This is a genomic window from Paenibacillus albiflavus (genome assembly GCF_004344915.1).
Taxonomy (GTDB): Bacteria; Bacillota; Bacilli; order Paenibacillales; family NBRC-103111; genus Paenibacillus_AM; species Paenibacillus_AM albiflavus.
Genome location: NZ_SKFG01000002.1, coordinates 326,046 through 350,628 on the forward strand (window position 1 = coordinate 326,046; position 24,583 = coordinate 350,628).

Annotated in this window: 23 protein-coding genes; 20 read left to right on the forward strand and 3 right to left on the reverse strand. The window is 40.2% G+C overall.

The window, feature by feature from the left end; translation table 11 throughout:
* The first annotated feature begins 15 nt into the window (after positions 1 to 15).
* The 17 genes from E0485_RS04685 to greA all read left to right on the forward strand — a co-directional run bounded on the left by E0485_RS04685 (position 16) and on the right by greA (position 19,039).
* Entirely contained in the window at positions 16 to 399 is a 384-nt protein-coding gene (locus tag E0485_RS04685; protein ID WP_132416797.1) for a response regulator transcription factor, read from the forward strand.
* The gene (locus tag E0485_RS04690) at positions 374 to 3,619 is read left to right on the forward strand and encodes an ATP-binding protein (protein ID WP_132416798.1); all 3,246 of its coding nucleotides are present in this window, start codon (positions 374 to 376) and stop codon (positions 3,617 to 3,619) included. Before E0485_RS04685 ends, E0485_RS04690 begins: the two co-directional genes overlap by 26 nt.
* Positions 3,620 to 3,632: 13 nt before the next feature.
* Complete coding sequence (locus E0485_RS04695) at positions 3,633 to 4,184, forward strand: GNAT family N-acetyltransferase (RefSeq protein WP_132416799.1); 552 nt, start codon at positions 3,633 to 3,635, stop codon at positions 4,182 to 4,184.
* A 14-nt stretch (positions 4,185 to 4,198) separates the two neighbouring features.
* Entirely contained in the window at positions 4,199 to 4,867 is a 669-nt protein-coding gene (locus E0485_RS04700; protein ID WP_132416800.1) for a hypothetical protein, read from the forward strand.
* A 240-nt stretch (positions 4,868 to 5,107) separates the two neighbouring features.
* A complete protein-coding gene (locus E0485_RS04705) occupies positions 5,108 to 6,388 on the forward strand; it encodes a histidine--tRNA ligase (protein WP_132416801.1) in 1,281 nt (426 codons plus the stop codon).
* Positions 6,389 to 6,426: 38 nt separating this feature from the next.
* Positions 6,427 to 6,948, forward strand: coding sequence for an AAA family ATPase (locus E0485_RS04710; RefSeq protein ID WP_132416802.1), 522 nt, complete (start codon positions 6,427 to 6,429; stop codon positions 6,946 to 6,948).
* Positions 6,949 to 7,091: 143 nt separating this feature from the next.
* On the forward strand, positions 7,092 to 7,574 hold the full coding sequence (locus E0485_RS04715; protein ID WP_132416803.1) for a PH domain-containing protein: 483 nt from the start codon (positions 7,092 to 7,094) through the stop codon (positions 7,572 to 7,574).
* Positions 7,561 to 9,048, forward strand: coding sequence for a PH domain-containing protein (locus E0485_RS04720; RefSeq protein WP_132416804.1), 1,488 nt, complete (start codon positions 7,561 to 7,563; stop codon positions 9,046 to 9,048). The genes E0485_RS04715 and E0485_RS04720 overlap by 14 nt, the downstream gene beginning before the upstream one ends.
* 146 nt (positions 9,049 to 9,194) lie before the next feature.
* The gene (locus tag E0485_RS04725; protein ID WP_132416805.1) at positions 9,195 to 9,818 is read left to right on the forward strand and encodes a TrkA C-terminal domain-containing protein; all 624 of its coding nucleotides are present in this window, start codon (positions 9,195 to 9,197) and stop codon (positions 9,816 to 9,818) included.
* 206 nt (positions 9,819 to 10,024) lie between these two features.
* Positions 10,025 to 11,185, forward strand: coding sequence for a betaine/proline/choline family ABC transporter ATP-binding protein (locus E0485_RS04730; protein ID WP_132416806.1), 1,161 nt, complete (start codon positions 10,025 to 10,027; stop codon positions 11,183 to 11,185).
* Positions 11,172 to 11,825: an ABC transporter permease gene (locus tag E0485_RS04735; protein WP_132416807.1), complete on the forward strand. Its 654-nt coding sequence runs from the start codon at positions 11,172 to 11,174 to the stop codon at positions 11,823 to 11,825. Before E0485_RS04730 ends, E0485_RS04735 begins: the two co-directional genes overlap by 14 nt.
* Before the next feature lie 8 nt (positions 11,826 to 11,833).
* Complete coding sequence (locus tag E0485_RS04740) at positions 11,834 to 12,745, forward strand: glycine betaine ABC transporter substrate-binding protein (protein ID WP_132416808.1); 912 nt, start codon at positions 11,834 to 11,836, stop codon at positions 12,743 to 12,745.
* Positions 12,746 to 12,763: 18 nt separating this feature from the next.
* The gene (locus E0485_RS04745; protein ID WP_132416809.1) at positions 12,764 to 13,462 is read left to right on the forward strand and encodes an ABC transporter permease; all 699 of its coding nucleotides are present in this window, start codon (positions 12,764 to 12,766) and stop codon (positions 13,460 to 13,462) included.
* Between the two features lie 12 nt (positions 13,463 to 13,474).
* Complete coding sequence (locus tag E0485_RS04750; protein ID WP_132416810.1) at positions 13,475 to 14,647, forward strand: KamA family radical SAM protein; 1,173 nt, start codon at positions 13,475 to 13,477, stop codon at positions 14,645 to 14,647.
* A gap of 590 nt (positions 14,648 to 15,237) precedes the next feature.
* On the forward strand, positions 15,238 to 16,614 hold the full coding sequence (locus E0485_RS04755; protein WP_132416811.1) for a hypothetical protein: 1,377 nt from the start codon (positions 15,238 to 15,240) through the stop codon (positions 16,612 to 16,614).
* Positions 16,615 to 16,679: 65 nt separating this feature from the next.
* On the forward strand, positions 16,680 to 18,470 hold the full coding sequence (locus tag E0485_RS04760) for a hypothetical protein (protein ID WP_132416812.1): 1,791 nt from the start codon (positions 16,680 to 16,682) through the stop codon (positions 18,468 to 18,470).
* Between the two features lie 86 nt (positions 18,471 to 18,556).
* Positions 18,557 to 19,039, forward strand: a complete 483-nt coding sequence (greA, locus tag E0485_RS04765; RefSeq protein ID WP_132416813.1) for a transcription elongation factor GreA — start codon at positions 18,557 to 18,559, stop codon at positions 19,037 to 19,039.
* 53 nt (positions 19,040 to 19,092) lie between these two features.
* Here the strand turns inward: greA and E0485_RS04770 are convergent, their stop codons facing one another.
* Positions 19,093 to 20,004, reverse strand: a complete 912-nt coding sequence (locus E0485_RS04770) for a helix-turn-helix transcriptional regulator (RefSeq protein WP_328591259.1) — start codon at positions 20,002 to 20,004, stop codon at positions 19,093 to 19,095.
* 66 nt (positions 20,005 to 20,070) lie between these two features.
* Between E0485_RS04770 and E0485_RS04775 the strand changes: the two genes are divergently transcribed.
* Positions 20,071 to 20,598 carry a dihydrofolate reductase family protein gene (locus E0485_RS04775; RefSeq protein ID WP_132416814.1) on the forward strand — a complete coding sequence of 176 codons (528 nt, stop codon included), beginning with the start codon at positions 20,071 to 20,073 and terminating at the stop codon, positions 20,596 to 20,598.
* A 107-nt stretch (positions 20,599 to 20,705) separates the two neighbouring features.
* Positions 20,706 to 21,188, forward strand: a complete 483-nt coding sequence (locus E0485_RS04780) for a hypothetical protein (protein ID WP_132416815.1) — start codon at positions 20,706 to 20,708, stop codon at positions 21,186 to 21,188.
* Positions 21,189 to 21,220: 32 nt separating this feature from the next.
* Here E0485_RS04780 and E0485_RS04785 read toward each other — a convergent pair whose 3' ends face one another.
* Both E0485_RS04785 and E0485_RS04790 read right to left on the reverse strand, forming a co-directional pair.
* Positions 21,221 to 22,048, reverse strand: coding sequence for a DUF4367 domain-containing protein (locus E0485_RS04785; RefSeq protein WP_132416816.1), 828 nt, complete (start codon positions 22,046 to 22,048; stop codon positions 21,221 to 21,223).
* The gene (locus E0485_RS04790) at positions 22,045 to 22,620 is read right to left on the reverse strand and encodes an RNA polymerase sigma factor (RefSeq protein ID WP_132416817.1); all 576 of its coding nucleotides are present in this window, start codon (positions 22,618 to 22,620) and stop codon (positions 22,045 to 22,047) included. Before E0485_RS04790 ends, E0485_RS04785 begins: the two co-directional genes overlap by 4 nt.
* A gap of 232 nt (positions 22,621 to 22,852) precedes the next feature.
* Here E0485_RS04790 and E0485_RS04795 point away from each other — a divergent pair, with 232 nt between their 5' ends.
* Positions 22,853 to 24,409 (forward strand): ABC-F family ATP-binding cassette domain-containing protein, encoded by a 1,557-nt coding sequence (locus E0485_RS04795; protein WP_132416818.1) that lies wholly within the window; start codon positions 22,853 to 22,855, stop codon positions 24,407 to 24,409.
* Positions 24,410 to 24,583 lie beyond the last annotated feature (174 nt).

Below are 24,583 nucleotides of genomic sequence, written 5' to 3' on the forward strand. Positions count from 1 at the left end.
TTGTGGAGGTATAACATGTACCGAATCCTGATTGTTGATGATGAAGAAATCTTACGGATGCTGATTTCCGACACGTTGGAAGATCTTGCAGATGTCCAGATTGAAGCGGCTGAAGATGGCATTCAGGCCTTAGCTATGCTTGAAAAACAGGAATATGATCTGATGATATTGGATTATATGATGCCAGAAGTAACAGGCTTAGAGCTGCTTAATCGCTTATCTCCTCAAATGAAAGCTCGAATGAAGATCATTATGCTGACAGCAAAAGCGCAAGAAACAGATCGGATGAAGGCGATGGGGGCTGGAGCAAGTTATTATATTCCTAAGCCGTTTAGTCCTCTTAAGCTGCTTGAATTAGTGGAGGAGATCTTATATGGTGAGCCAAGCAAACAAGAATAGAAGTATACGGACGAGATATTTTCGTATTATTTACATCCTATTCGCCTTCGTTTTACTTACAGGAAGCTTATTTTATGTGTACATGCAGCAGAAGCAGAATACATTGAATATGGAGAGAGAAGCACTTGCTAATAAGACAAACAAGATTGTGGAACTGTCTGAGAGCTTGAATGATATATTTTTTAGAGCTAGAGGATACTATGCTTTCCAGAATCATACAGAGCTCGAACTACTGAATTCGGCGCTTGTTCGATTGGATCATAGCCTGACCGATTTTACTAGTCTTGCATTAACAACCGATGAGGAACGTGCTGTAAAGGAGTTAAGGGAATTTTTCTCCAACTATAAGACGAATATTTTGCCTCAAGCGATTAAGTACGTAGAGGCTGGCGATTACGCTGGGCTTCGAAATCTTTCCAATGGTGGAACGAATAAATCGGTAAATGAATTCTTGGCATATACCTCATCGTTCAAAATGAATTCCGATCATGAATTGGATCGAATGGTTGTACAATCCATTCAGCAAGCTGATAAATTTACGGTATTTGCGTTTATATTTAGCGCTCTTATTCTTGCTATATTTGCCTTATTCATTTGGCGAATTCTTCGAAATTTAATTACGCCTATCGTTCGATTAGAACAGGCTTCTAATGCGCTTGCGGCAGGGCTAGAGGTTGAACTTAGCGTAAGCAAGTATAATGACGAGCTAGATCGATTGTCGAATGCATTTATGAATATGGCAAGAAGTATTCAGGATAAAGAAGAAGAGTTAACGATGCAGAACGAAGAACTGCAAGCACAGCAGGAAGAACTTAATTCGCAGCAAACTCAGCTCCAACAATCACTCGCCGAGATCGAAAGTATTATGAAAGCCCTCGATCAATCTGCTGCTGTTGGTATTCTAAATCGATATGGAGTCTTTAATTACGTTAATGATCGCCTCTGTGAATATATGCAGTATAAGCGTTCCGAAATTGTAGGCAAATTATATACGCTTTTTAATAGTCAGGAAGACGTTTTGATTGATCAGGCACGAATTATGTCTGTTATTCGGAATGGCGGAGTATGGAGTGATGAAATCAAATGCACCCGTAAAGACAGTTCTCCTATCTGGTTGCATCTTACGATCGTACCTTACCTGAACGAACAGGGCCATATTTATCAGTACATTCTAATTGCAAATGACATTTCTTCCGTGAAAAATGTTCAGCAGCAGCTTGTGGACTCTCTGAACCGCACAGAAGCAACGAAGAAGACACTAGAACTCTACAATCAACTCAATCACGAAATTACATACACGCTAGACAAACAAGAATTTACGAGCAAAATTGTGGATTACTTGAATCAATTATTCTCATTTGATGCCAGTCTGTTCATGCTCGTAAGGGATCAGATTGTTAGCTCTAAAGGCTTATCAAGCAAGACGATTGCCAGATATACCGATCAAGTAGATGAGGAACTATTATATCGTTTAGTGACGGAGAAATTGTATATTGTTAAGCGGGAAGCCACTCCTGCCGAACTTGGAATAACGTCTGGCGCAGTTTACGCTTACGACTTCTATACAGCCGTTATGAATGCAAATCAAGAATTACTTGCGATTTTCTGCTCAACAAGAATCGGCTATCCGTATGACCAGGAAGAGATCGAGGAAATCCAAGGTCTGATGAATCGTGTATCATTGGCAGTCGAACGACTATTCATGTATGAAGAAATCGAGAATGCCAGACAACTCAATCAAGATATCGTAAATAATGTGAATGAAGGAATCCAATTTGTTTACTTTGACGGCTCGATGCGTCATTATAATCATGCTTTAAGCGAAATTCTTAATTGTGGTGAATGGCAAAGAGGGGCAATTATCCAGCAGGAGCAGTGGATTGAGGAGTTTATTGCTGATTGTAAAGAAGCCGAGATGTTACGAACATTTTTCCTACATGCTTTATCTGAGAATAGTACCGAATCAAGCAGTATTCAATATACGATTGTGCATCATGATGTGAAGCATATCGATGTATACGCAACGCCAGTATATCGTCGGAATGTACGGATGGGAACGCTATTTGTGCATCGGAATATTACAAGAGAGTTTGAGATTGATCAAATGAAATCCGAGCTGGTTAGTACGGTCAGTCATGAATTAAGGACACCACTAGCTAGTGTACTTGGATTCACTGAACTGCTCATGCACAAAACGCTGAAACCTGAACGGCAGCATAAATATTTGGCAACCATTCATAAAGAAGCAAAGCGCCTGACTGAGCTTATTAATGATTTTCTGGATCTACAGCGAATGGAATCGGGTAAGCAGCAATACAAAATGGAGTCTATCAGGCTGAACCATGTCGTCATGCAGGTCATTGACCAATATAAGACGACGTATGCGAATCCTATTCTATTAATTGATGATGCAGTACATTCCACTGTCACAGGTGATCACGATAAGCTAGTACAAGTTCTGACGAACTTGCTGAGCAATGCGATCAAGTTTTCTCATGCAGCTAGTGAGATTAACATTAGTATGCATAACGAGCAGCAGCGTGTTGTGGTTCGCATTAGCGATCAGGGGATTGGCATCCCGCAAGAACAAATTGCGAGCTTGTTCCAGAAATTCCGGAGAGTCGATAATAGTGAAGCCAAGCGAATTGGCGGTACTGGCCTTGGTCTTGCCATTTGTAAGGAGATCTTGAATAGTCACGAAGGTGAAATTGGGATTGAATCAGAGGAGGGAATCGGAACAACCGTATGGTTCAGTCTCCCGCTTCAACTGCCCAATAATGAAAAGGATCAATCTTTCGTAACTATAGATTCAGACAATGATGATAAGCCGAATGTGATGATCGTAGAAGATGATTCCAGTCTTGCACTATTATTGTCGGAAGAACTTAAAGCCAAAGGATACAAAGTTACTCATCATTATCATCCTGATAAAGCATACGATGCAGCGTTTAAGACGAAGTTCGTCTGTATCGTCATTGATTTAATACTTGGCGAAGAACTGAATGGCTGGGACCTTATTCGTAAGCTGAAGTCTGACATTCACACAGAAGCAATCCCGATTATAATCTCATCCGCCATCGATCAAACCGATGAGAATGAAAATAATAATTTTATCCAGAAATATTTAACAAAGCCTTATCCACCAAGCAAATTATCACAGACGGTTGAAGAAATTGTTCAACTTAAAGTACCATACGGATCTATTCTGATTCCTGAATAAATGGAGGGGTAATATGACATTTCCTGAATTACAAACAGCACGGCTTGATTTAATTGAAATCAAACAAGAGCATGCTCCAGAGCTATTTTGCATACATTCGAATGAACTTGTATGTCGTTACTATGGCAAGGATCCCATGCAGAAGCTTAGTCAAGCGCAGGGTATGGTTGATTTATTTAATAAAAGTTATACGGAGCGAAGAGCGATCAGATGGGGGATTGTGATCAAGGAAACGCAGGAATTTATCGGTACGCTCGGCTTGAACAATCTGCAGGAGCATAATAAACGTGCAGAGATCGGGTATGAATTGCATCCTGATTATTGGAGACAAGGCTATGTGTCAGAAGCCGTCAGAGAAGTGATGACTTATAGCTATGAAATGCTTGATCTGTATCGCATTGGTGCAGTCACATTTCCTGATAATGAGGCATCGAATCAGTTGCTTATAAAGTTGGGCTTTGAACGTGAAGGAACACTGAGGGGATACCTGTATCAGAATGGAGCTTCACATGATGCCAATATCTACTCACGTCTTAGGGACGCATCTATCATTGCTAAACCTTGAAAGGAGCTGCTTGTATGCTGCGAATAGGCTGTTATCATGCTCATTATTCGAATATTGATCATATCGAGCGAGTATTCGAATCCTTAGAAGTGGAACTGATTCATTTTGTTGATCCTGGGCTTGATCGTAGGAAGAATGATGTAGATTTTAGTTCCGATACGGTGAGGCACAAAGTTCATGAAACATTGGAATGGATCGCTAAATGCCACGTGGACGTGATTCTGGTAACTTGTACGTTCTTTACCGCTGCAATTGAGGCAGATCATATTCATCAGATCCCGATTGTCAAAATTGATACGCCATTATTCAATCGAATTACTCAATCAGAATCTCCAGCCGTTCTTGTCTTTACGAATCCGAATACGGCTCAAGGTACGGTAGAGCAAATGAATCGATTTATGAGGAAGAACGGGAAGGAAGTCCCAATTGAATCGATTACAATTGATCATGCCTTCGAACTGATTATGCAAGGGAAGAAAGAGGACTATTTTGCAGTCGTATCCTCAGGCTTGCAGCAAATTGCTGAGGAGAATCAGGGGAAATTGATCATCGCTGCACAATTATCCATGGTATCCGCAGCGGAGATGGTTCAACAACAGAGTGGATTTCAGATCGTTCATTCACTTTGTAATCTCATCCCCTACATGAGTGGCATTTTAGATATCGAATATTCCAAATTGTAGTTGCATTCTGCATGTTAAATCATTATAATAACGTTAATTTACCTAAAGGGAGTCGAACAATATGAAGAAGCTTTTGTTCGTACAACTACATCACCACGATAAACGTTAGCACACCTGTTCATATAACAGGGCGGGCTAACGTATTTCGCGTTGGCCTCCCTGCAGCATACGATGCGCGCGGGACCAAGAGGTCCTGCGCGTTTTTTATTTTTCAAATAAACTCGAAAAGGATGGATGAAGATGCAAAATGTTAAAGGTACATTCGATTTTTGGGGAGAAGAGCAAGCGCTGCGCAATAAAGTCCAAAGCGAACTAAGGAAATTGTTCGAGCTGTACGATTATGACGCGATGGAGACACCTATGCTAAATGAATTGTCACTAATGACATCCAAATATGCGGGTGGTGATGAGATAATTAAGGAGATTTATCAGCTTACGGATCAAGGAGGTCGCGAGCTTGCGCTGCGTTATGACTTGACGATTCCTTTTGCCAAAGTAGTTGCACTTAATCCAAGTCTTAGGTTTCCATTCAAACGATATGAGCTGGGCAAAGTATTCCGTGATGGACCTGTTAAACGGGGACGATTAAGAGAGTTTATCCAGTGTGATGTCGATGTTGTGGGGATTGAGGGCATTGAAGCGGAAGCTGAACTCATGCAGCTAGCCGTGAATGCGTTCGAGAAGCTGGAGATTGATGTTGTGATTCGCTGGAATAATCGCAGATTTCTAGGTGAATTGTTAACAAGCATCGGGGTAGCTGCTGATCAGTGTCTCTCCATCATGTTGACGTTAGACAAGTTAGCTAAAATTGGAGCAGCAGGGGTACAGGAAGAACTGTTAGCCAAAGGACTGTATGCTAAAGTTACGAATGCTATCCTTGAATTAATAACACGGAAGGATACGACTTATGAGCAGCTTGCTGCCAATTATGGATTAGAGGAAAGCAAAGGAAGCATGGAAGTACAAACCTTGCAGCGGCTGATTCAGAAAACAGGGTTAGAGCACAGTTGTTTGTTTGATCCATTTCTGTCACGTGGCTTATCGTTTTATACAGGTACAGTGTATGAAATCTTCGAAGCAACAGGAGCATACACTTCAAGTCTTGGCGGTGGGGGAAGGTATGATGCGATAATAGGCAATCTGATTGACCGTGAGGATCTTAATTATCCGGCAGTTGGTTTATCTTTTGGTATGGAATCGATTATGGCGATTTTAAAAGAACGAGAGATGAGGTTTGAGTCAGTTCCTGTCTTGATCCTGCCGATTGGAGATACACTGCCAGATTGTTTAGTTGCTGCTAACGCTATAAGAAGAGCAGGCATTCGATGCCGACTTGATGGTAGTAGACGGAAACTGAAAAAAGCTATTGCTACGGCTGTTGCGCAAGAAATACGTTATTTGATACTACTTGGTGAAGATGAAGCAAGGAACGGAAACGTAATATTGAAGGATTTACAAGAATCGAGCGAATCCGTACTTACACTGGAGGAAGTAATTGCGCTAGTAGGTCCAAACGATTAAACTAATAGTTATACTATTCAGATTGTTCGAGGTGAGTTATGTTTTTTCTACAAATGTCGGGTTTCCCTGGTTCAGGCAAATCAACGTTAGCCAAGGAAATCGCAGGGCGTACGCAAGCTGTAATCATCGATCATGATGTTGTCAAAACAGCACTGCTGGAATCCATTACGGATACCATTGATCCTAAGATGGCAGGACAAATTGCCTACCATATCGAGTGGTCACTTGTGGATGCTCATTTATCTCAAGGGCTAAGCGTTATACTAGACAGTCCCTGTTTATATCCGATCATCATCGAAAAGGGAACAAGTATCGCAGAAAAGCATCGGGCAACTTACAAATACGTAGAATGCTTCTTAAATGATCGCAATGTCATTAATCAACGACTCAAGCAGCGTGATCGTAAAATTAGCCAGATCGAGCATGTGGCTTCTGAGGAAGCTTTTATAAGGGCGCTTAATGCTAGCCAGAAACCGTTAGAGTCTCCTTATCTTGTTGTAGACACATCAGAGCCAATATCTACGTACATGGATAAGGTGATGGAATATATCAATAGTTAAGCATAAAAGACCTTTGGATGAGCCAATCATTTGAAGGTCTTTGATTTTGACATAATCTTATGAAATTCCTTTCTTTTTGCAATTATCACAGATTGTTATACACTAGATGTATACAAAATTTGAATACTAGCAGGTGATAGATTATGAAATATGATCCCTCTATGCAGAGGATTGACAAGAAAGCGTATAAGGCTAAAAGATTTGGGGGTCTCATTACTTTATTAATTGAAGTCATCCTAAATGTCATACTGTTTATTCTTGCGATTAAGTTTCAGTGGCCTGTATGGATTGTTCCGATTGCAATTGCATGGACAGTCCTATCAATTCCGTTTGAAATTTATATATTCCCATTGATGCATTACGAAACGTGGAGATATCAGATACATGAGGAAGAAATTGAGCTGAAGCATGGCTTTATTTTCCGTAAACATACAACCATTCCAATGGTCAAAATCCAGCATATTGATGTAAGTCAAGGACCTATTCTTAAACGTTATGGTCTTGCTACTATTAAGCTCTCAACAGCGGCTGGCAGTATCGAGATTCCGTCGTTAGCTGAAGATATAGCCGAAGAGATGCGTAAGAAAATTGCTGTTCTAGCGAGGTTGTCTGATGAAGAAATCTGATGCACAACTAGAGCAAGATTATCTCCGCTTACATCCAGCATCTATCGTATTTTTCATGATCAGAGGTGTGAAGGAACTCTATGCTCTGTTGCCTTTATTAACTATTCTCTATGTGAATGTTTCGAAGGCAATAGGCAAAATCACAACCCTATTTCTCGTTATTGCGATAGCGGTAGTTTATCTGATTCTATCTGCAAGTCTGAGTTGGTACTTCTATCAATATCGGGTCGAATCAGGAGCTTTATTGGTTAAACAAGGGGTATGGAAAAAAACAAAAACATGGATTTCTAAAGAAAGAATACAGTCCATTAATACATCTGAGCATGTCATTGATCGTATATTCGGTTTAGTTCAATTGCAAGTGGAAACAGCTGGTGGTTCCAAGCCAGAAGCTATTTTAAGCTCGATTTCATTGGCTGAGGCTGCCCGTATTAGCGCAGTATTGGAATATGATGCTGGAAACCTAGTTGATGCCGAGTCATCCAGAACGGAAGCACAAGCAGTAGCTACAATGGATGAGCCGAAGATGACTTTGTCATCGAAACGACTGTTTCTTCATTCTTCTTTATCAAGCAAGTTTGGGGTTGCACTTGTTCTTATATCTGGACTATGGCAGGTCTGGGACGATTGGTTTAAGTCTTCTGATATTTTTTCTATATTTGCAGCTTGGTTAGGTGAGAGCTGGAAAATAATGATCGTGATATTTATCCTGCTGTTTGCATGGGTCGCAGCTATCTTTTTGTCCTACCTCACGGATTATAATTTTTCGCTTCGGCTTCATGATCATAAGCTAATTATAGAGCGTGGCTTATTAGAGAAGAAACAAGTTACGCTTACGAGCAGACGTATCCAAGCAATCCATATGATTAAGTACCCGCTTAAACGATTATTCGGTTGGGTCAGTGTGCGAGCTATTCTTGCAGGGATTACAGAAAATAAGGATAAAACAACAGTTCTTTTTCCAATGGTAAACAAGAATAAAGTAGAAGATATGTTACATCAATTCGTACAGGCATATGAGATTCCACAAGAGTGGAATAAGCTAACAACCAAAGCAAGAAGATATCACATCTTTATGCCTTTTCTATTCAGCTCAATCGTTGTGATTCCTGCCATTGCCTTTATTCCGAGTCCTTATGGATGGTTTGCATTATTATTGCCGGTACTTGTGAGCCTTTATGGGCTGCTCGCTTATAAGCAGACAGCATGGGCGGTGGGACAAGATCACATCGCAATTCAATACGGAGCATTCTCACACCATCATGTAATCGTGCCTAGGCGGCGTATTCAGTGGCAACGGATGACACAGACGCCTTTTCAAGCTAGAAGGGGAATAGCAAGCTTATCCATTGCGCTTACATCAGGTAAAGGGCCTTCAATATATGCGATTCGCTACGCGCCAGAAGCTGAAGTTAGACGAATTCAAGACTGGCTATCTAGAGAGAAGCGAAGAGAGGAGCTTAAACATGAATAAAATCAGGAATAGCTGCAGAAGTGCTTAGGAAGTGGAATTTCTCTAGTTAAATAAAAATCCGATTTACGTTTCGAGAAAATCAGAGTATTCTATTGGATGAGTCCGTAAAGCGACAGATCATGTATAATAAGGGGTCAGATATTCAAATGGAAGAAATAGCAGGGTACAAATCAATTGCACTTGATATTGCACAACGAATAGTTAGCGGTGATCTGCCAGTCAACAGCCAAATTTCTGGACGAACTTTACTAGCTAGTCAATATCATGTTTCTCCTGAAACAATCCGTAAAGCAATTGGATTGCTCAAAGACGAGAATATTGTATCTGTATCACAAGGCAAAGGAGTTATCATTATTTCGGATCAGAATGCTTATGACTATATTACCCGAAATAACTATTTGAAATCGGCGTATTCACTTAAACAAGATTTGCAGCAGCTGCTAATCGAGAAGAAAGAAATAGATGATAAATTCGAACATTTGCTGACAGGGATTATTAATGCTTCAGACAAATTACAAAAATTAAAACCGTACAACCCTGTGGAAATCCAAGTTCAACCTTATTCCCATACAGTTGGGAAGACAATTGCCACATTGCAATTCTGGCAGAATACAGGTGCAACGATTGTGGCATTGCGCAGAGGGACACAGGTTTCCATCTCACCTGGTCCGCATGTGATCTTAAGGGAGAACGACGTGATCGTAGTTGTAGGGGATGGTAGGGTACAAGAGAGAACGGAACAATTCATTAATGATGTACAAATAGAATAGCGTGTTAATATAACGATAGAACTGCTTAGGGGGACAACCTGAGCAGTTCTTTTTTATATATGTAGGACATGATTTGTAAATTTTTAACTAACAACTTATATTTAATATCGGGGTTGTCAGTTGGAGCGTCGTTTGGTATACTTACAATTATCACAAAATTATGAGCTATTGAACTCGTGAAATTTTCAAAAGAGGTGGTGAGTGACATGATTCAGTTGAAAGATGTCGTCAAGCAATATGATGATGGTTTTAAAGCCCTTCATGATATGAATTTGGAATTCAAGGAAGGTGAAATAACCGTATTAATTGGTCCTAGTGGTTGTGGGAAATCAACAACAATGAAGCTAATTAACCGAATCATTAATCCTTCTTCAGGCCAGATTCTCATTGGACAACAGGATATATCGACACTTGACCCCGTTAGGCTGCGGAGAACAATCGGGTACGTAATTCAGAATATTGGATTATTTCCGCATATGACGATTGCCAAGAATGTGGGAGTTGTTCCTCGTTTGCTGAAATGGGATAAGACAAGGATTGATACTAGGGTGGATGAACTACTGCATTTAGTTGGACTAGATCCAGAAGTCTATCGGAACAGATACCCGTCAGAACTAAGTGGTGGACAGCAACAGAGGATTGGTGTCATTCGGGCATTGGCAGCCGATCCGCAAGTGATCCTCATGGATGAGCCCTTTAGTGCGCTTGATCCAATTAGTCGTGAACAGCTGCAGGATGAGTTGATCAGGCTGCAGCAGGAACTGAAGAAGACCATCATATTCGTCACGCATGATATGGATGAGGCCATTAAAATTGCAGATACGATCATTTTGATGAAGGATGGAGAAGTGGTTCAGATCGGTAAACCAGAGCAGATCCTAAGACATCCTGCTAATGATTTTGTCAGAAGTTTCATTGGTCATAAGAGACTACAATCGGAGAGCGCTGAGGCTGAATTACCAGTTGTTGATGAGGTAATGGTGGAGAACCCAGTAACGATTCATCCATCCAGAGGTTTAGCAGAAGCAATAAAAATTATGGAGAGAAGGCGAGTTGATTCACTTCTTATCATTGATAAGAGTAATAAATTACTGGGAACCGTGTCTATTTATCATTTGCTTGATCGATATGGGGAAGAGAACACAACCGTTGCAGATGTGATGACAACTGTCCAGCATGTTGTGACAAGTGGTACCCCCCTAGCTAGTGCACTTAATGTTATGAGTGAACACCATTTATCCAATTTGGCTATTGTACGTGAAGATCATCAGTTTGTGGGACTTATTACAAGAGGTTCTGTTGTAAGGTTGATGGCGGAAGTGTATGCCCCACCTACCGATAAGGTGAATTCTTATGCTGCAATCTAAAGCTATAACAGACTATATGGAGTTCCTGCATAACAGATACCCCGACATCCTTACAGCCATAATGGAGCATATCACAATCTCCTTGATATCCATCTTATTAGGTGTTCTAGTCGCAGTTCCTCTAGGAATACTTCTTGCTAACCATTCCGTGAAATGGTTGAATTCTTTTGTATTTACCATCGCAAATTTATTTCAAACGATTCCAAGCCTTGCTCTTCTGGCTATTATGATTCCACTATTCGGAATCGGAATGAAGCCCGCTATTATCGCTTTATTCTTATATTCTCTTTTGCCAATTCTTCGCAATACGTATGCTGGATTCACTTCAGTGGATCAATCGATATTACAGGCTGCTCGAGGTATGGGATATAGTTCCTTACAACGCATACTCCAAATCCAGCTCCCGCTTGCATTTCCATATATGATGTCAGGTCTTCGAATGACCATGGTATACATTATAAGCTGGACAACGCTCGCTGCCTTAATCGGCGCAGGTGGTCTTGGTCAGATGATTGTATCCGGTATTGGTGTAAACAAGGAAGAGCTTATTATAACGGGATCGTTAGCTGCTATCCTACTTGCTCTCCTAACGGATCGCATGTTAAGTCTGATAGAGAAGAAATTCTCATTAAATCGATAGGAGGAATTATGAAAAAAAACAAAATCATTATAACTAGTTTATTGTTGTCATTATTACTTCTTTTGTCAGCTTGTGGAAGCAGTAAGGATGCGAGTAGTGGAGGGAAAAAAATCACAATCGGTACGCAAACCTACTCAGAACCCAAAATTATAGCAGAGATGTATAAAGCACTTATTGAAGACCGTTCATCTATCAAAGTAAAAATCGTAACGGATTTAGCTGCAAGTCCAATTGTCATTAAAGCTATGCAAAGCAATGAAATTCAGATGGCCACATTGTATACAGGTGAGATTTTAAATGGATATTTTGATGTTACTGGCTCTAAGGATCGTCAAGAAGTATTAGCTCAAGCCAAAGAAGGCTTTGACAAAAAGTTTGGTTTTACTTGGTTTGATCCTTTTGGATTCGAGAATACGTATGCTTTTACAGTTCGGAAGGATCTAGTGGATCAATATAACCTTAAAACTGTATCAGACTTGAAGGAACACGCTGGATCGATGAGATTAGGTGTAGACACAACTTGGCTGGAACGTGAAGTTGATGGCTATCGCGCTTTCTCCAAATTGTATGAAGTATCGTTCAAAGAGACATTCCCAATGGAAATTTCTTTAGTGTATAAGGCAGTTGCAGATAGCAAAGTGGATGTGGTCTTGGCTTATACAACAGATCCTGGGATTCAAGAATACAATCTTCAGACACTTGAAGACGATAAACAATTCTTCCCACCGTATGACGCATCGCCTGTGATTAAGAAGGAAGCATTGGAACAGATGCCTGAGTTAAAAGAAATAATCCCTTTACTTATAGGTAAAATTGATGCCGCAACGATGACAAGTTTGAACTATGAAGTAGATGTTAATAAACGTAATCCGAATGAAGTTGCAGTTGAATTTTTACGAGCCAATGGGTTACTGAAATAAGCAGAGGAAGTGATCGGAATGAACCCAGAGAGTAACGGGGTAGTCGAGCTCCTCCAATACATGCAAACCAATGCACAGCATTTGTTAAGTCTGACATGGGGGCATCTGGTTATGGTGCTTTGCGGCTTGGGTCTTGCGATAATAATAGGTATTCCGCTAGGTGTAATTAGCGCACGTAACGAAAAGCTTGCCTCTTGGATTTTATCTGTAGCGAATATTATTCAGGTGCTACCCAGTTTAGCCTTGTTAGCGCTCATGATGCTTATCCTTGGACTTGGTTTTAAGACAATGGTCGTTAGTTTATTCTTATATTCACTGCTGCCGATCATTCGCAATACCTATGTAGGACTAAAGCAGGTTGATCCTAACCTAATCCAAGCTGGCAAAGGAATGGGAATGAGCTATTTTCAATTGCTGCTCAAAATCCAATTGCCGCTATCGCTTCATTACCTGATGGCAGGCTTACGTGTAGCTGCTGTCATTGCGATTGGTGTAGCAACTTTAGCTCCATTAATTGGAGGAGACGGGCTTGGGAGAGAGATTTATGCAGGCCTTAATATGAGAAACAACCTTAAGATTTACGCAGGAGCAATTCCTGCAGCTGTATTAGCAATTGCTGCGGATATTATCCTTGGCAGACTGCAAGCTAAATTACAGCTTGATCGTCCAGTGAAGAAATTGAGTGTAAGTCCTGTTTCTGCAAATAAAGAACCTTAGAGGAGGATGTTTATGGCACAACCCAAATACATTACGGATATTAATAAAATTACTTATCTAACGGAGTCAGAACGTGAGAAGCTGAAGCAAATCACAGAGAAATTCGTGTTTCGAGTAAATGATTATTATTTGAACTTAATTGATTGGGAAGATCCAAATGATCCAATTCGCAAGTTAGTTATTCCGAATGAAGAAGAGCTTATGGAGTATGGCAGGTGGGATGCTTCAGATGAAGATACGAACTATGTCGTTCCAGGCTGTCAGCATAAGTATCGTTCAACAGCATTGCTCCTTGTGTCAGAGGTATGTGGCGCATATTGCAGATATTGCTTCCGAAAGCGATTGTTCCGTAATGATGTGCATGAGGCGACTTTAGATGTTGAAGCAGGGTTACAATATATCGAGCAGCACTCAGAAATTAATAATGTCTTATTAACAGGCGGAGACAGCTTAATACTAGCTACATCTAAACTACGTGCCATTCTTAGCAGATTACGAGCTATCGAGCATGTTCAAATTATAAGACTTGGCTCCAAAATTCCGGTATTTAATCCAATGAGGATTTATGAGGATGAGGAACTCTTAGCAACGATTCGTGAATTCTCAAGCGCTAATAAACGAATCTACATTATGGCGCATATCAACCATCCAAGAGAGATTACGCCTGAAGCCGTACGAGGCTTCGAAGCTCTCCATCAAGCAGGGGCGATCGTGGTGAATCAAACCCCAATTCTCAAAGGGATTAATGATAATCCTGAAGTGTTAGGTGAATTGCTAGACCGATTATCTTGGGCTGGCGTGACACCGTATTATTTTTTCATTAACCGTCCAGTTGCTGGTAATCGTTCTTTTGTCCTGCCGCTCCAAGAAGTATATAACTTAGTGGAACAAGCTAAAGCAAGGACTTCTGGATTAGGTAAGCGTGTAAGGTTATCCATGAGTCATACATCTGGTAAAATTGAAATTCTGGCTATTGAAAATGGTAAAGCCTATTTGAAATATCATCAATCACGTGACAATGATTACGGACGATTTATGGTACTCGATTGTCCGCCAGATGCGTCATGGTTCGATGATTTACCAGGCAACGAGCAGTATTGGCATAAACCAACAAAGAAAACGGATACCGTAGCTTCAGTAAACGAAATGTCGGATTTGCCGATGCGCAAGTTAAAATCCGTATAGAAAAATGCCGGATAAGAAGTCTACCATGTGTAGGCTTCTTTGTTATTAGAAACAAGGCATATGCAGTTGGTAGCAAACCCTGGTGAATGTCTGGGTCGGGTGTAGCGTTGTCATTGGAATACTTCTGTGATTCCGAACCGCATCTCGACTAATTTGATGCAATTCTGGTACCATTTTCAAACCGCACCCTAATTTGAATGTAAACCATACAGTCAAAGTCACAGTTTCTGCTCAGAATTAGCTTTTGCCTGCATAACGTACATTCAAAACTCATCGTTTTAGCTAATCTAGCCCCACCTGCCACTTTTGCCTGCACGCAATGCAGGCAAAACTCAGAAATCGACCTATTGGGTAATTTTGAATGTACAAAATACATCCTGCGACCAAATAATTGCACAGTTCTCCTGTTAAACGCACTCACACATTCTATGAAATTCAATTAACAAGGATTTACTCGATCTGCATAGGTCAGGTCAGTAACTAACTATCCGAAATTTCTGTAAATTTTGCAACATATTACTATTATTAACGTCTATGTGAATATGGACAAAAAATCCATTTCATACCTACTAGAATAAGGAGGCTCATGAATGTACGCTAAGACAAAGCTTCTCATCATAATCGTACTTATTATCACGATAAGTGCTTGCAATGATCAACCAGACGATATGAAACTAAATGAACGGCTAAGCTACACATTTTCATCAAAGGCCAATGATAATATGCCATTTCTACTGCTAAGAGGGAAGGAATATGATACAAGATTGCTTATCCCAGATCATGCACATTCAGTTGAGCTTGCTTTCTCAGAAGCAATGGAGAATATTCTGCCAGTTACGAATGTAGGTACATCAATTAATGCTAAGTGGCGTGATGATAATCATCTGTTAATTCCATTAGATAAGACAACTGCTGCAAGTAATGGAAATCAGGAGCTTATTTTAAATTTTAAGCAGTTGAAATCTGTTGCAGGTAAATACATAGATTCGATTGATAGCAAATTGCGTATTCAATTAGTACCGCAGTATGAATGGTACAATGGATCAGGTGAACGATTAGAAGAGCAACCTAGAGATCGTTTCTATGATCAGTTGATTAGCTCTCCAGACGGACAAAGCTACATTGGTGTTGTACTATTAGGAGGACAGTTAGAAGAAGGAGATGGAAAGGGTTACTCTTTTGTGCTGGAACAACCATATTGCGAACCGATCGTAATCGAAGATGCATTCCTTTCAACAATCGATTGGCATGATCTCCCTCTACAGTGGCTGGATTCGAACACGATCTTATATGGATTTTATGGTGGTGTTTATGCATATGACATTGCACAAGGCAAGAGGACTGTGCTGTACGATGTCGATAAGGAAATGAAGCATACGATTAACTACGCTGAATATGATTCAGCACGTAAGCAGCTTCAAGTATTGGTTTACAAGGATCATAAAGCCCCTTCAAATCAGTTGGATTTACTAACCTATGAGCTAGGGAAGGATAATCCCATCGTAACGCCAGATTTTACGCAAGCTGTTCACCTCATACGATTTACGGATTTACGCATGAGGATAATTCCTACAGACGATGGAACTTACTGGACACGGGGGCAGGGTGGGCTGCCTTACACAGATTTCATTGATCACGCAGGGAATGTATTATCTACAGAGGGATACATACGTGGTATTACAGGGCAAGGCGTGTATTTGGAACGCTTCAAGAAAGGTGAGTATGACCTAGAATCTAACGGCTGGTTTATTTGGACCCCCGGCAAATCAGAACGCGCAATTACCTTATTACCTGATGTGAGCAGGATGTTTTTTAATGGTCAGGACTTGATCGCACTTCAGAATGAGACTTACTTTAGATATGATCTTGAGTACAATAAATGGGTTGAATGGGTTGCACCTAATGGAGCCAAGTATGCTGAACCAATCAGAGGAGCGAATGGATTATACAGAGTAAAGAAAGATTAAATTAGGTTGAATTCAGCTAGTCTAGGTAAAGATGTTCAGAGAATCAATAAAGGGGTTCATTAACGTTGAAAATTCAAAACTATGTTGTGCTATTTATGCTATTTGCTATTTTGAGTGCCTGCAAATCGAGCCCAGTAAGTTCAGGTTTAATCGCTCCTAACTCAAGCTCAAACCCAACTATGAATACTCCTTCACCATCTGTACAACCAATATTAAGTACAGAGTCTGATCAACTTCCGTTTCGGAGTAAACTTTTGAGCATATCTTTTGGCGAAAGTAATGAAAATGGGGGATACGCGATATTTGATTGGGAAAGAAATGATATTCCAAATGAGCCGACTGATGTCAGCTTTCATCTGACAGATGTTATTTTTAGCGCATCATACAAAGGCTTGGACGAGAAAGAGATGCAGCAAATTATCAGTCAGATCCAAGTGACAGATCAAGTAGAATGGGATGCAAAGCCTAATCCAACCTTTGCCAAAGGAATTCTAATTACGTTCAAGAATGCACCAGAATCGTTCAAATTTCAGATTGGTGACTTGCCAACATTGACCTTTAAACATCAATCACCACTTAGTATAGCTGTTACTTCAGCATCTGGAGACGACATTCCCTATCTGATCTTAAAGGGACAAGAATATGGAACAAGATTGCTTGTTCCAGATGATAGGAAGGAAGTAGAGTTAATCTTCTCCGAGGAAATGAACAAGGCTGCGATTACAACGAATGAAGGTAAAAATATTCATTCAAAGTGGAAAGACCCTAAACATTTATTAGTTCACTTAGATGATTTAAGTATTGGTAATCATGCTGACAAGGAGCTTGTGCTCGATTTGTCAAAGTTACGGTCTATAAGTAGTAATTATTTTGGCACATTCGAGCAAAGTCTAAAGATAGAGTTAAAACCGCAGTATGATTGGTTCAATATCCAAACAGGTAAACGGCTTGCAACTCATCCGCGAGATCGATTCTATGATCAGATGATTATGTCTTCAGATGGGCAAAGCTATATAGGTGTTGTGTTCCTAGGATATTCACAAGGAGATGGGGCAGGTACGAGCTATTCCTTTATCCTTGAGCGTTCAGGTCAAGAACCGATTGTAATCGAGAATGTATTTTATTCAACAATTGAGCCCAATGATCTGCCTGTACAATGGATAGATTCGAATACGATCATGTACGCTACATATTTTGGCGTCTATGCTTATGATATTAATCAAGGAAAGAAGCGAGTTCTGCACGAAGTTTCAAAAGATGAGAAGAATAATATTAATTTTGCCACTTATGATGTAGTGAACAAGAAGCTCTATGTCCTAGCATATGATGATCGATATACAGACAACAAATTAGGATTAATAACCTATGGTCAGGGGAAACAAGCACCTACACTAAAATCAAACTTTACAGAAACAGTTCTAATTAATACATATCATACATTAGCGATGACGATACTTCCGACTACTGACGGTATATACTGGACTCGGATCAAGGATGGCCTTCCTATTACTGAATTCATTAATCATTCTGGAACTGTTGTAACTACCAGTGGTTATGTTCGTGGCATAACGGAGAATGGTGTGTATTTGCAGCGGTTCAAAAAAGGAGAACGAAATATTATGAGTTCAAGCTGGGCATTCTGGCAGCCTGGCAAGAATGAACAGCCGATTGTCTCGCCACCAGAATCAAGCACAGAATTCGTCAGTGGTCAGGAGCTAATTGCACGTAAAGATTCTATTTATTATCATTATGATCCTAAACTTAATAAATGGGTTAAATGGACTGCACCTAATGGATCCAAGTATGCTGAACCAATTAGAGGGGCGAATGGATTATATCGCGTTAGATTAGACTAGGAGATAAGTAAAACTGTGCAAGGATACCATTTAAACTAAATATAGGTTAGAATTATAGAGAGAAAGAACTAATAGGAGTTGTAGACATGTCGAATGAAGAAGAAGTAATTTTGACTAAAGAAGGTTTGCAAAAGCTGCAGGATGAGCTTGATGATTTGAAATATGTGAAGCGTAAGGAACTAGCTGCGCGTATCAAGCTGGCCATTAGCTATGGTGACTTGAAAGAGAACAGTGAATATCATTCTGCCAAGGATGATCAAGCTTTTATGGAAACTCGAATTATTATTCTGGAGAGAATGCTCAATAAAGCCAAAGTCGTGGATGCTGATCAATTAAGCATTAGCAAAGTTCAGATTGGATGTAAGGTGATTTTGAACGATATTGAGTTTGCTGAGAAGTTGGAATATCAAATTGTAGGTTCCGCAGAAGCTGATGTGAATGAGAATAAAATTTCTTACGAAAGTCCGCTTGGGAAAGAGTTAATTGGCAAATCAGTAGGTGACATCATCAGTGTCGATGCGCCTGTGGGGATCATTAAGTATGAGTTACTTGAAATTAAATTAGCATAATAACAATAATTGGCTCCTAAGACACCAGATCTTAGGAGCCTTATTCATTGTAGTTACTCCCTGTATTGAGATAAGCTTCTTTCTAACATCTGGATCACCAATTTCTGAAGTTGAACAGGTTCGATTACCTTAACTTCTGGGCCATACTTGAATAAGAGTCGTGCTACATAGGGTAATTCATCTATCGGGACGGAACCAGACCATTCATTTGAGATGAGAGAGCCAAATAGCTTATCTGAGCCAGCTAGTCTCATGCCAAATTCTGTGAAGTGAAGCACGACGTTTACACTTTCACGCTCATCTTTAGCATTCAGCCATTCTTTGAGAGTTGGAATAGAAGGATCGCTTTGTTCTGTTATTAAGACTTCTTTCATCCGATCAACTCGGAATAAAGTTACTCGATCGCGATACAACGCGGGCATGTACCACTTACCATTTTCATAATAAATACCGAACGGAAATACTTGAAATGGCTTATCGCCCCCAGAGGAATGATAGATGAAGCTGATCTCTCGTTTATCCATAGCTGCTTCAAGAACAGTAGTTGTGAAAGGTGAAGCTACTTGGTTTGTATGCTGATAGAAGGCAATATGATCCCTCATACGATCAATTGATTCTTTAATATCTGTGGGAAGCTCTGCATAATATTGCTCAGCTAAGTGAGAGCGAATTTGATCGTAGGGGAAATCATGGACTTGTTCTAACCATTTGATCATGAGAAATAAGCCGAACGCCTCCGTTTGTGTTAGTTGCAATGGGGGCAATAATCGATTAGGCAGCACACGATAACCGCCATGTGGTCCAAGCTCGGTATATAGCGGGAATCCGATTTGCTGCAAGTAATCGAGATCGCGTTGGATTGTGCGTATTGAGACATCAAATCTTTCAGCAAGTTCGCGAGCCGTGAATTTCTTGCGCGCATCCAAGACCTGTATAATTGCTAATCTTCGTTCATTTATATGCATCACCTAATTACGTCATAATATGTCATAAATATATTGTATCATCAAATTAGAAGGGAGTGTAAGCAGATGAAAAATAAAGTAGTATTGTACATTGCTATGAGTTTAGACGGTTACATTGCAAGACCTGATGGTTCAGTCGATTGGTTATTCGATGTTGAGGGTGATGGCGGTGACAATGGGTACAGTAAGTTTTATGACACCATAGGTACGGTAGTTATGGGGAGGTTAACATATGATGAGATATTAACCTTATCTGATGAATTTCTATACGCGGGAAAGCCTTGTTATGTGCTGAGTCGTTCTAAGCAAGCAGATCGTCCCCATGTTACATATACAGATGAATCTTTGGATACTTTAATTCCCAAGCTCCAAGAAGCATCATCTGGTGATGTATGGATTGTGGGTGGAGGTCAAGTTGTTCAAGAATGTCTTGCGAAAGGCTTGCTTGAGGACATTATTATTACGATTATCCCAAAAGTGTTAGGTAGTGGAATACCGCTGTTTCCAGAGGGAACAGTTCCAAGTACCTTTAAGCTTCTCCATACTGAAGTTATGGGGCAGATGGTTACGCTGTATTATCAGGGACATGATTGAAATCTAAATTGATATTGTGATATTAGACAAAATTGTAATTATATGCAACATTATCCTACTTATTGCTGTCTATAGAATAGGCAATATAAAAGAGAGGATGAATGTTGATGTTAAAATTTAGACAATCAGTTAATTTGGTGATTATTATGATCCTAATGCTAGCAATTATGCCAGCTGCCGCATTAGGAGCAACTGACGAGGATACAAGCACGGAAGCTCTAACAGCTCCACCTCCAGTTGAATTTAGTGTATTAAGTTTTGATAATTCGAATGTTTATCTTGATTCAGGTACATCGGATATCAAAGATAACAAGAATCAAACAGTTAGTATCACGATTAATACAACAGCCAAATCGTCAGTTGCTTCTATTGGCGCGATCGTGTTTTTGCAGAAGTATACAGGCACTGAATGGATCGATATTGGAGCTGGATCGAGTGTAAGCGGTGAGAATAAAATGTACTTTTCTTCAGATGTATCGAAGAGTGTTACTAAAGGGTATTACTATCGTGCTCGCACAGTGCATTGGGTGAATAACAAAGGAACTTATGAGCAAGGTGAATCTTACTCAAAGAATATTTTAGTTAATTGATGAGAAGAGGGAAATCCAATAGGATCTCCCTCTTATTTGATATTATTGGCGACTTGGATAATTTCTTCTTTGCTTACATTACCTGAAATCGAGATATACAGGTTCATCGTCATGTATTGCAAAGATACATCACCGTTGTTCGATACGTACAAGTAGGCATCAGTGTTATTGATCTGGATTGTTTCTAATGTACCGTCATTTTTGTTGGCTGTCGCCGTAAGAACCTGATTTTCTTCCAGCAGGTCAAACTTAATTAAGAGTCTTTTTGTATCTGACGTATATATGAGCACAGCTTGATTCGCTTGAACCTTGTTAGGATGAAAGAACAAAAGAATTTCTTTAACGTTGAGATCTTTAGGTATATAGTTGACGTTGACTTGTGAGAACAACACTAATGGTCTAGCTTCCTCCCATGACTTGAATGACCGTTCCGTGTTCAGTCCAACGCTGATATCCGTACCGTCTGGAATGCCTTTACTATTCACATTGGGTCCATACATGGGTTCATTCATGGGTTCATTCATGGGTTCATCTGTGGGTGCACTCGTAAGTGCTTTCTTAATTTCCCCATCCGTTGTCCCAAATACGAAGCTGTACATATCCTTTTGAATCGATTCAATTCCATGAAAAAAGGGTGGGAAGGCATTCGTCGCAACATTAGATCCGAAAAGTACAGCGCCTAGAACAAATGAAGCTGCGATATAAGGCAACATTTTTAGCAAATGTGATTTTTTCTTTTGCCGGCGCAGCATGCCCTCAACTCGTTTCCAAGATGCTGTAGGATCAGGCGTTGTTTGATGCTGTATCGTCGCTTGCTCTAAGGCTTGATCGAATAGCTTATCAAAATCTGCATCATTCACTTCGAATCACCCCACACCTTTAGGAATTTTTTCTTAATGGCTTCTCTTGCGCGATGCAGCTTATATTTAACCGTTTGTTCCGTAGTTTCTAAATGGACGGCAATCTCTTTATAAGACAGCTTCTGTTTCCAACGCAATTCCATTAAAGCCCGATACTCAGGCTTAAGCTCGAACAAGCATTTATCGATGACCTCAGTCATCGCTTTTAATTCCACTTCTTTCTCAACTGTAATGGTGTCTGTGGTATAATCAGTGCTTTCATTAATAAAAACACTATCAACATCCACTTCGTTGCGGATTTTTTTATATTTGCGTAAATAATTATATGTGGTGTTCTTCACAACAACTCGAATCCAGGATAGAAACTGATTTTCTGTATCCGCTTTCGGAATATTCCGAATTACTTTAAGAAAAGAATCTTGAATAATGTCCTCAGTTGCAGCATGATCTTTAACCATATAAATGATAGCACCGTATACCATTTTATAAAATTCAGCATATATTTCTCGTTGAAGCTCTGAATGGAGTGCGGTGAAATTACAATCGAGTAATAAGAGTAATTTACTCTGCATTAGTTGTTGAATCTCCTTGAACATAGGTATTGATGGACTAGCTGAAGTAAAATTTTCCATCAGTACGATTATATGCTATTAGATCCCATTTGTCTTACTATTTTCCTAAGTTGTGCGCTTGGTTGTAATAATGACGGATTCAGACAATAATTTTCATGAATCGCATTGAGTTATGCACCCGTTAACGTATATAATGAATCGAGTATAAAGTTTAATAGAAAAGGTGTCATAAATGAGCATATTAAATGTAGAACGATTAAGCCACGGATTTGGTGATCGGGCGATCTTCAAAGACGTTTCCTTCCGCCTGCTGAAAGGCGAACACATTGGACTGATCGGCGCCAACGGCGAAGGTAAGTCTACTTTTATGAATATTATTACAGGTAAGCTGCAGCCGGATGATGGCAAAGTTGAATGGTCCAAGCGGATGCGCGTCGGCTATTTGGATCAGCATGCCGTTCTAAGCAAGGGTATGACAATACGTGATGTTTTGCGCGGAGCATTCCAATACTTGTTCGATATGGAGCAAGAAATGAATGATATGTATGGAAAAATGGGGGATGTAACGCCTGAAGAATTGGAGCAGCTTCTTGAGGATGTTGGGACGATTCAAGATACGCTGACGAATCAGGATTTCTACCTTATTGATGCGAAGATCGAAGAAACCGCTCGCGGTCTTGGTCTTAACGATATCGGTCTAGATAAAGACGTGAATGATCTGAGCGGCGGACAGCGTACCAAGGTCCTGTTAGCGAAGCTTCTGCTTGAGAAGCCAGACATTCTCTTGCTGGATGAGCCGACAAACTATCTGGATGAGCAGCACATTGAGTGGTTGAAGCGTTACTTGCAGGAATATGAGAATGCCTTCATTCTAATTTCTCACGATATTCCGTTCTTGAATAGCGTAATTAACCTGATTTACCATATGGAAAATCAAGAATTAAACCGCTATGTTGGGGACTATGATAAGTTCCAACAAGTTTATGATATGAAGAAGCAGCAGCTTGAATCTGCTTATAAGCGTCAGCAGCAAGAAATTGCTGATTTGAAAGATTTCGTTGCACGTAACAAGGCAAGTGTTGCGACGCGTAACATGGCGATGTCCAGACAGAAGAAGCTCGATAAGATGGATGTTATTGAGCTTGCGAAGGAGAAACCGAAACCACAGTTCAACTTCAAAGATGCGAGAACGTCTGGCAAGCTGATTTTTGAAACGAAGGATCTTGTCATCGGTTATGATGAGCCATTGTCTCGTGCGCTTAACTTACGTATGGAACGCGGGCAAAAAATCGCTTTGGTCGGTGCGAACGGTATAGGTAAAACTACCTTACTTCGTAGTATTCTAGGAGAAATTAAAGCTGTTTCTGGCTCTGTTCAACTAGGTGAGAACTTGGATATCGGTTACTTCGAGCAAGAGATGAAGGATGCTAACTACAATACTTGTATTGAAGAGATCTGGAATGAGTTCCCATCCTTTACGCAATTCGAAGTTCGTGCTGCTCTGGCAAAATGCGGACTAACGACCAAACACATCGAAAGTAAAATTACAGTTCTAAGCGGCGGCGAAAAGGCGAAGGTTCGTCTATGTAAACTCATTAATAATGAGACTAACTTGCTCGTACTCGATGAGCCGACTAACCACTTGGACGTGGATGCGAAGGATGAGTTGAAGCGTGCGCTTAAAGCGTATAAAGGAAGCATTTTGCTCATTTCCCATGAACCTGAATTCTACCGCGATGTTGTAACTGAAACGTGGAACTGCGAATCCTGGACAACTAAAGTGTTTTAAAAGATTTCATAAGCTGCCCTTAATTTATTATATAGGGGCAGCTTTTTTTGTATTATAGAATTTATAACATTCGTGTGATAAATTCTAAGTAATATCTTAAGAAACGCATCCGTCCAAAAAAGACGGCAAAACCGTTTCTTCTTGTGGTAATATTACGGGAATATCATCTATAGA

What these genes read in the sequence shown, in the direction of transcription:
- E0485_RS04735 (WP_132416807.1), top strand. Translation starts at nt 11,172, where the DNA reads ATGCTGCAATCTAAAGCTATAACAGACTATATGGAGTTCCTGCATAAC.
- E0485_RS04705 (WP_132416801.1), top strand. Translation starts at nt 5,108, where the DNA reads ATGCAAAATGTTAAAGGTACATTCGATTTTTGGGGAGAAGAGCAAGCG.
- E0485_RS04710 (WP_132416802.1), top strand. Translation starts at nt 6,427, where the DNA reads ATGTTTTTTCTACAAATGTCGGGTTTCCCTGGTTCAGGCAAATCAACG.
- E0485_RS04755 (WP_132416811.1), top strand. Translation starts at nt 15,238, where the DNA reads ATGTACGCTAAGACAAAGCTTCTCATCATAATCGTACTTATTATCACG.
- E0485_RS04720 (WP_132416804.1), top strand. Translation starts at nt 7,561, where the DNA reads ATGAAGAAATCTGATGCACAACTAGAGCAAGATTATCTCCGCTTACAT.
- E0485_RS04745 (WP_132416809.1), top strand. Translation starts at nt 12,764, where the DNA reads ATGAACCCAGAGAGTAACGGGGTAGTCGAGCTCCTCCAATACATGCAA.
- E0485_RS04725 (WP_132416805.1), top strand. Translation starts at nt 9,195, where the DNA reads ATGGAAGAAATAGCAGGGTACAAATCAATTGCACTTGATATTGCACAA.
- E0485_RS04740 (WP_132416808.1), top strand. Translation starts at nt 11,834, where the DNA reads ATGAAAAAAAACAAAATCATTATAACTAGTTTATTGTTGTCATTATTA.
- E0485_RS04700 (WP_132416800.1), top strand. Translation starts at nt 4,199, where the DNA reads ATGCTGCGAATAGGCTGTTATCATGCTCATTATTCGAATATTGATCAT.
- E0485_RS04795 (WP_132416818.1), top strand. Translation starts at nt 22,853, where the DNA reads ATGAGCATATTAAATGTAGAACGATTAAGCCACGGATTTGGTGATCGG.
- E0485_RS04775 (WP_132416814.1), top strand. Translation starts at nt 20,071, where the DNA reads ATGAAAAATAAAGTAGTATTGTACATTGCTATGAGTTTAGACGGTTAC.
- E0485_RS04790 (WP_132416817.1), bottom strand. Translation starts at nt 22,620, where the DNA reads ATGCAGAGTAAATTACTCTTATTACTCGATTGTAATTTCACCGCACTC.
- E0485_RS04685 (WP_132416797.1), top strand. Translation starts at nt 16, where the DNA reads ATGTACCGAATCCTGATTGTTGATGATGAAGAAATCTTACGGATGCTG.
- greA (WP_132416813.1), top strand. Translation starts at nt 18,557, where the DNA reads ATGTCGAATGAAGAAGAAGTAATTTTGACTAAAGAAGGTTTGCAAAAG.
- E0485_RS04770 (WP_328591259.1), bottom strand. Translation starts at nt 20,004, where the DNA reads ATGCATATAAATGAACGAAGATTAGCAATTATACAGGTCTTGGATGCG.
- E0485_RS04730 (WP_132416806.1), top strand. Translation starts at nt 10,025, where the DNA reads ATGATTCAGTTGAAAGATGTCGTCAAGCAATATGATGATGGTTTTAAA.
- E0485_RS04690 (WP_132416798.1), top strand. Translation starts at nt 374, where the DNA reads ATGGTGAGCCAAGCAAACAAGAATAGAAGTATACGGACGAGATATTTT.
- E0485_RS04780 (WP_132416815.1), top strand. Translation starts at nt 20,706, where the DNA reads ATGTTAAAATTTAGACAATCAGTTAATTTGGTGATTATTATGATCCTA.
- E0485_RS04715 (WP_132416803.1), top strand. Translation starts at nt 7,092, where the DNA reads ATGAAATATGATCCCTCTATGCAGAGGATTGACAAGAAAGCGTATAAG.
- E0485_RS04695 (WP_132416799.1), top strand. Translation starts at nt 3,633, where the DNA reads ATGACATTTCCTGAATTACAAACAGCACGGCTTGATTTAATTGAAATC.
- E0485_RS04750 (WP_132416810.1), top strand. Translation starts at nt 13,475, where the DNA reads ATGGCACAACCCAAATACATTACGGATATTAATAAAATTACTTATCTA.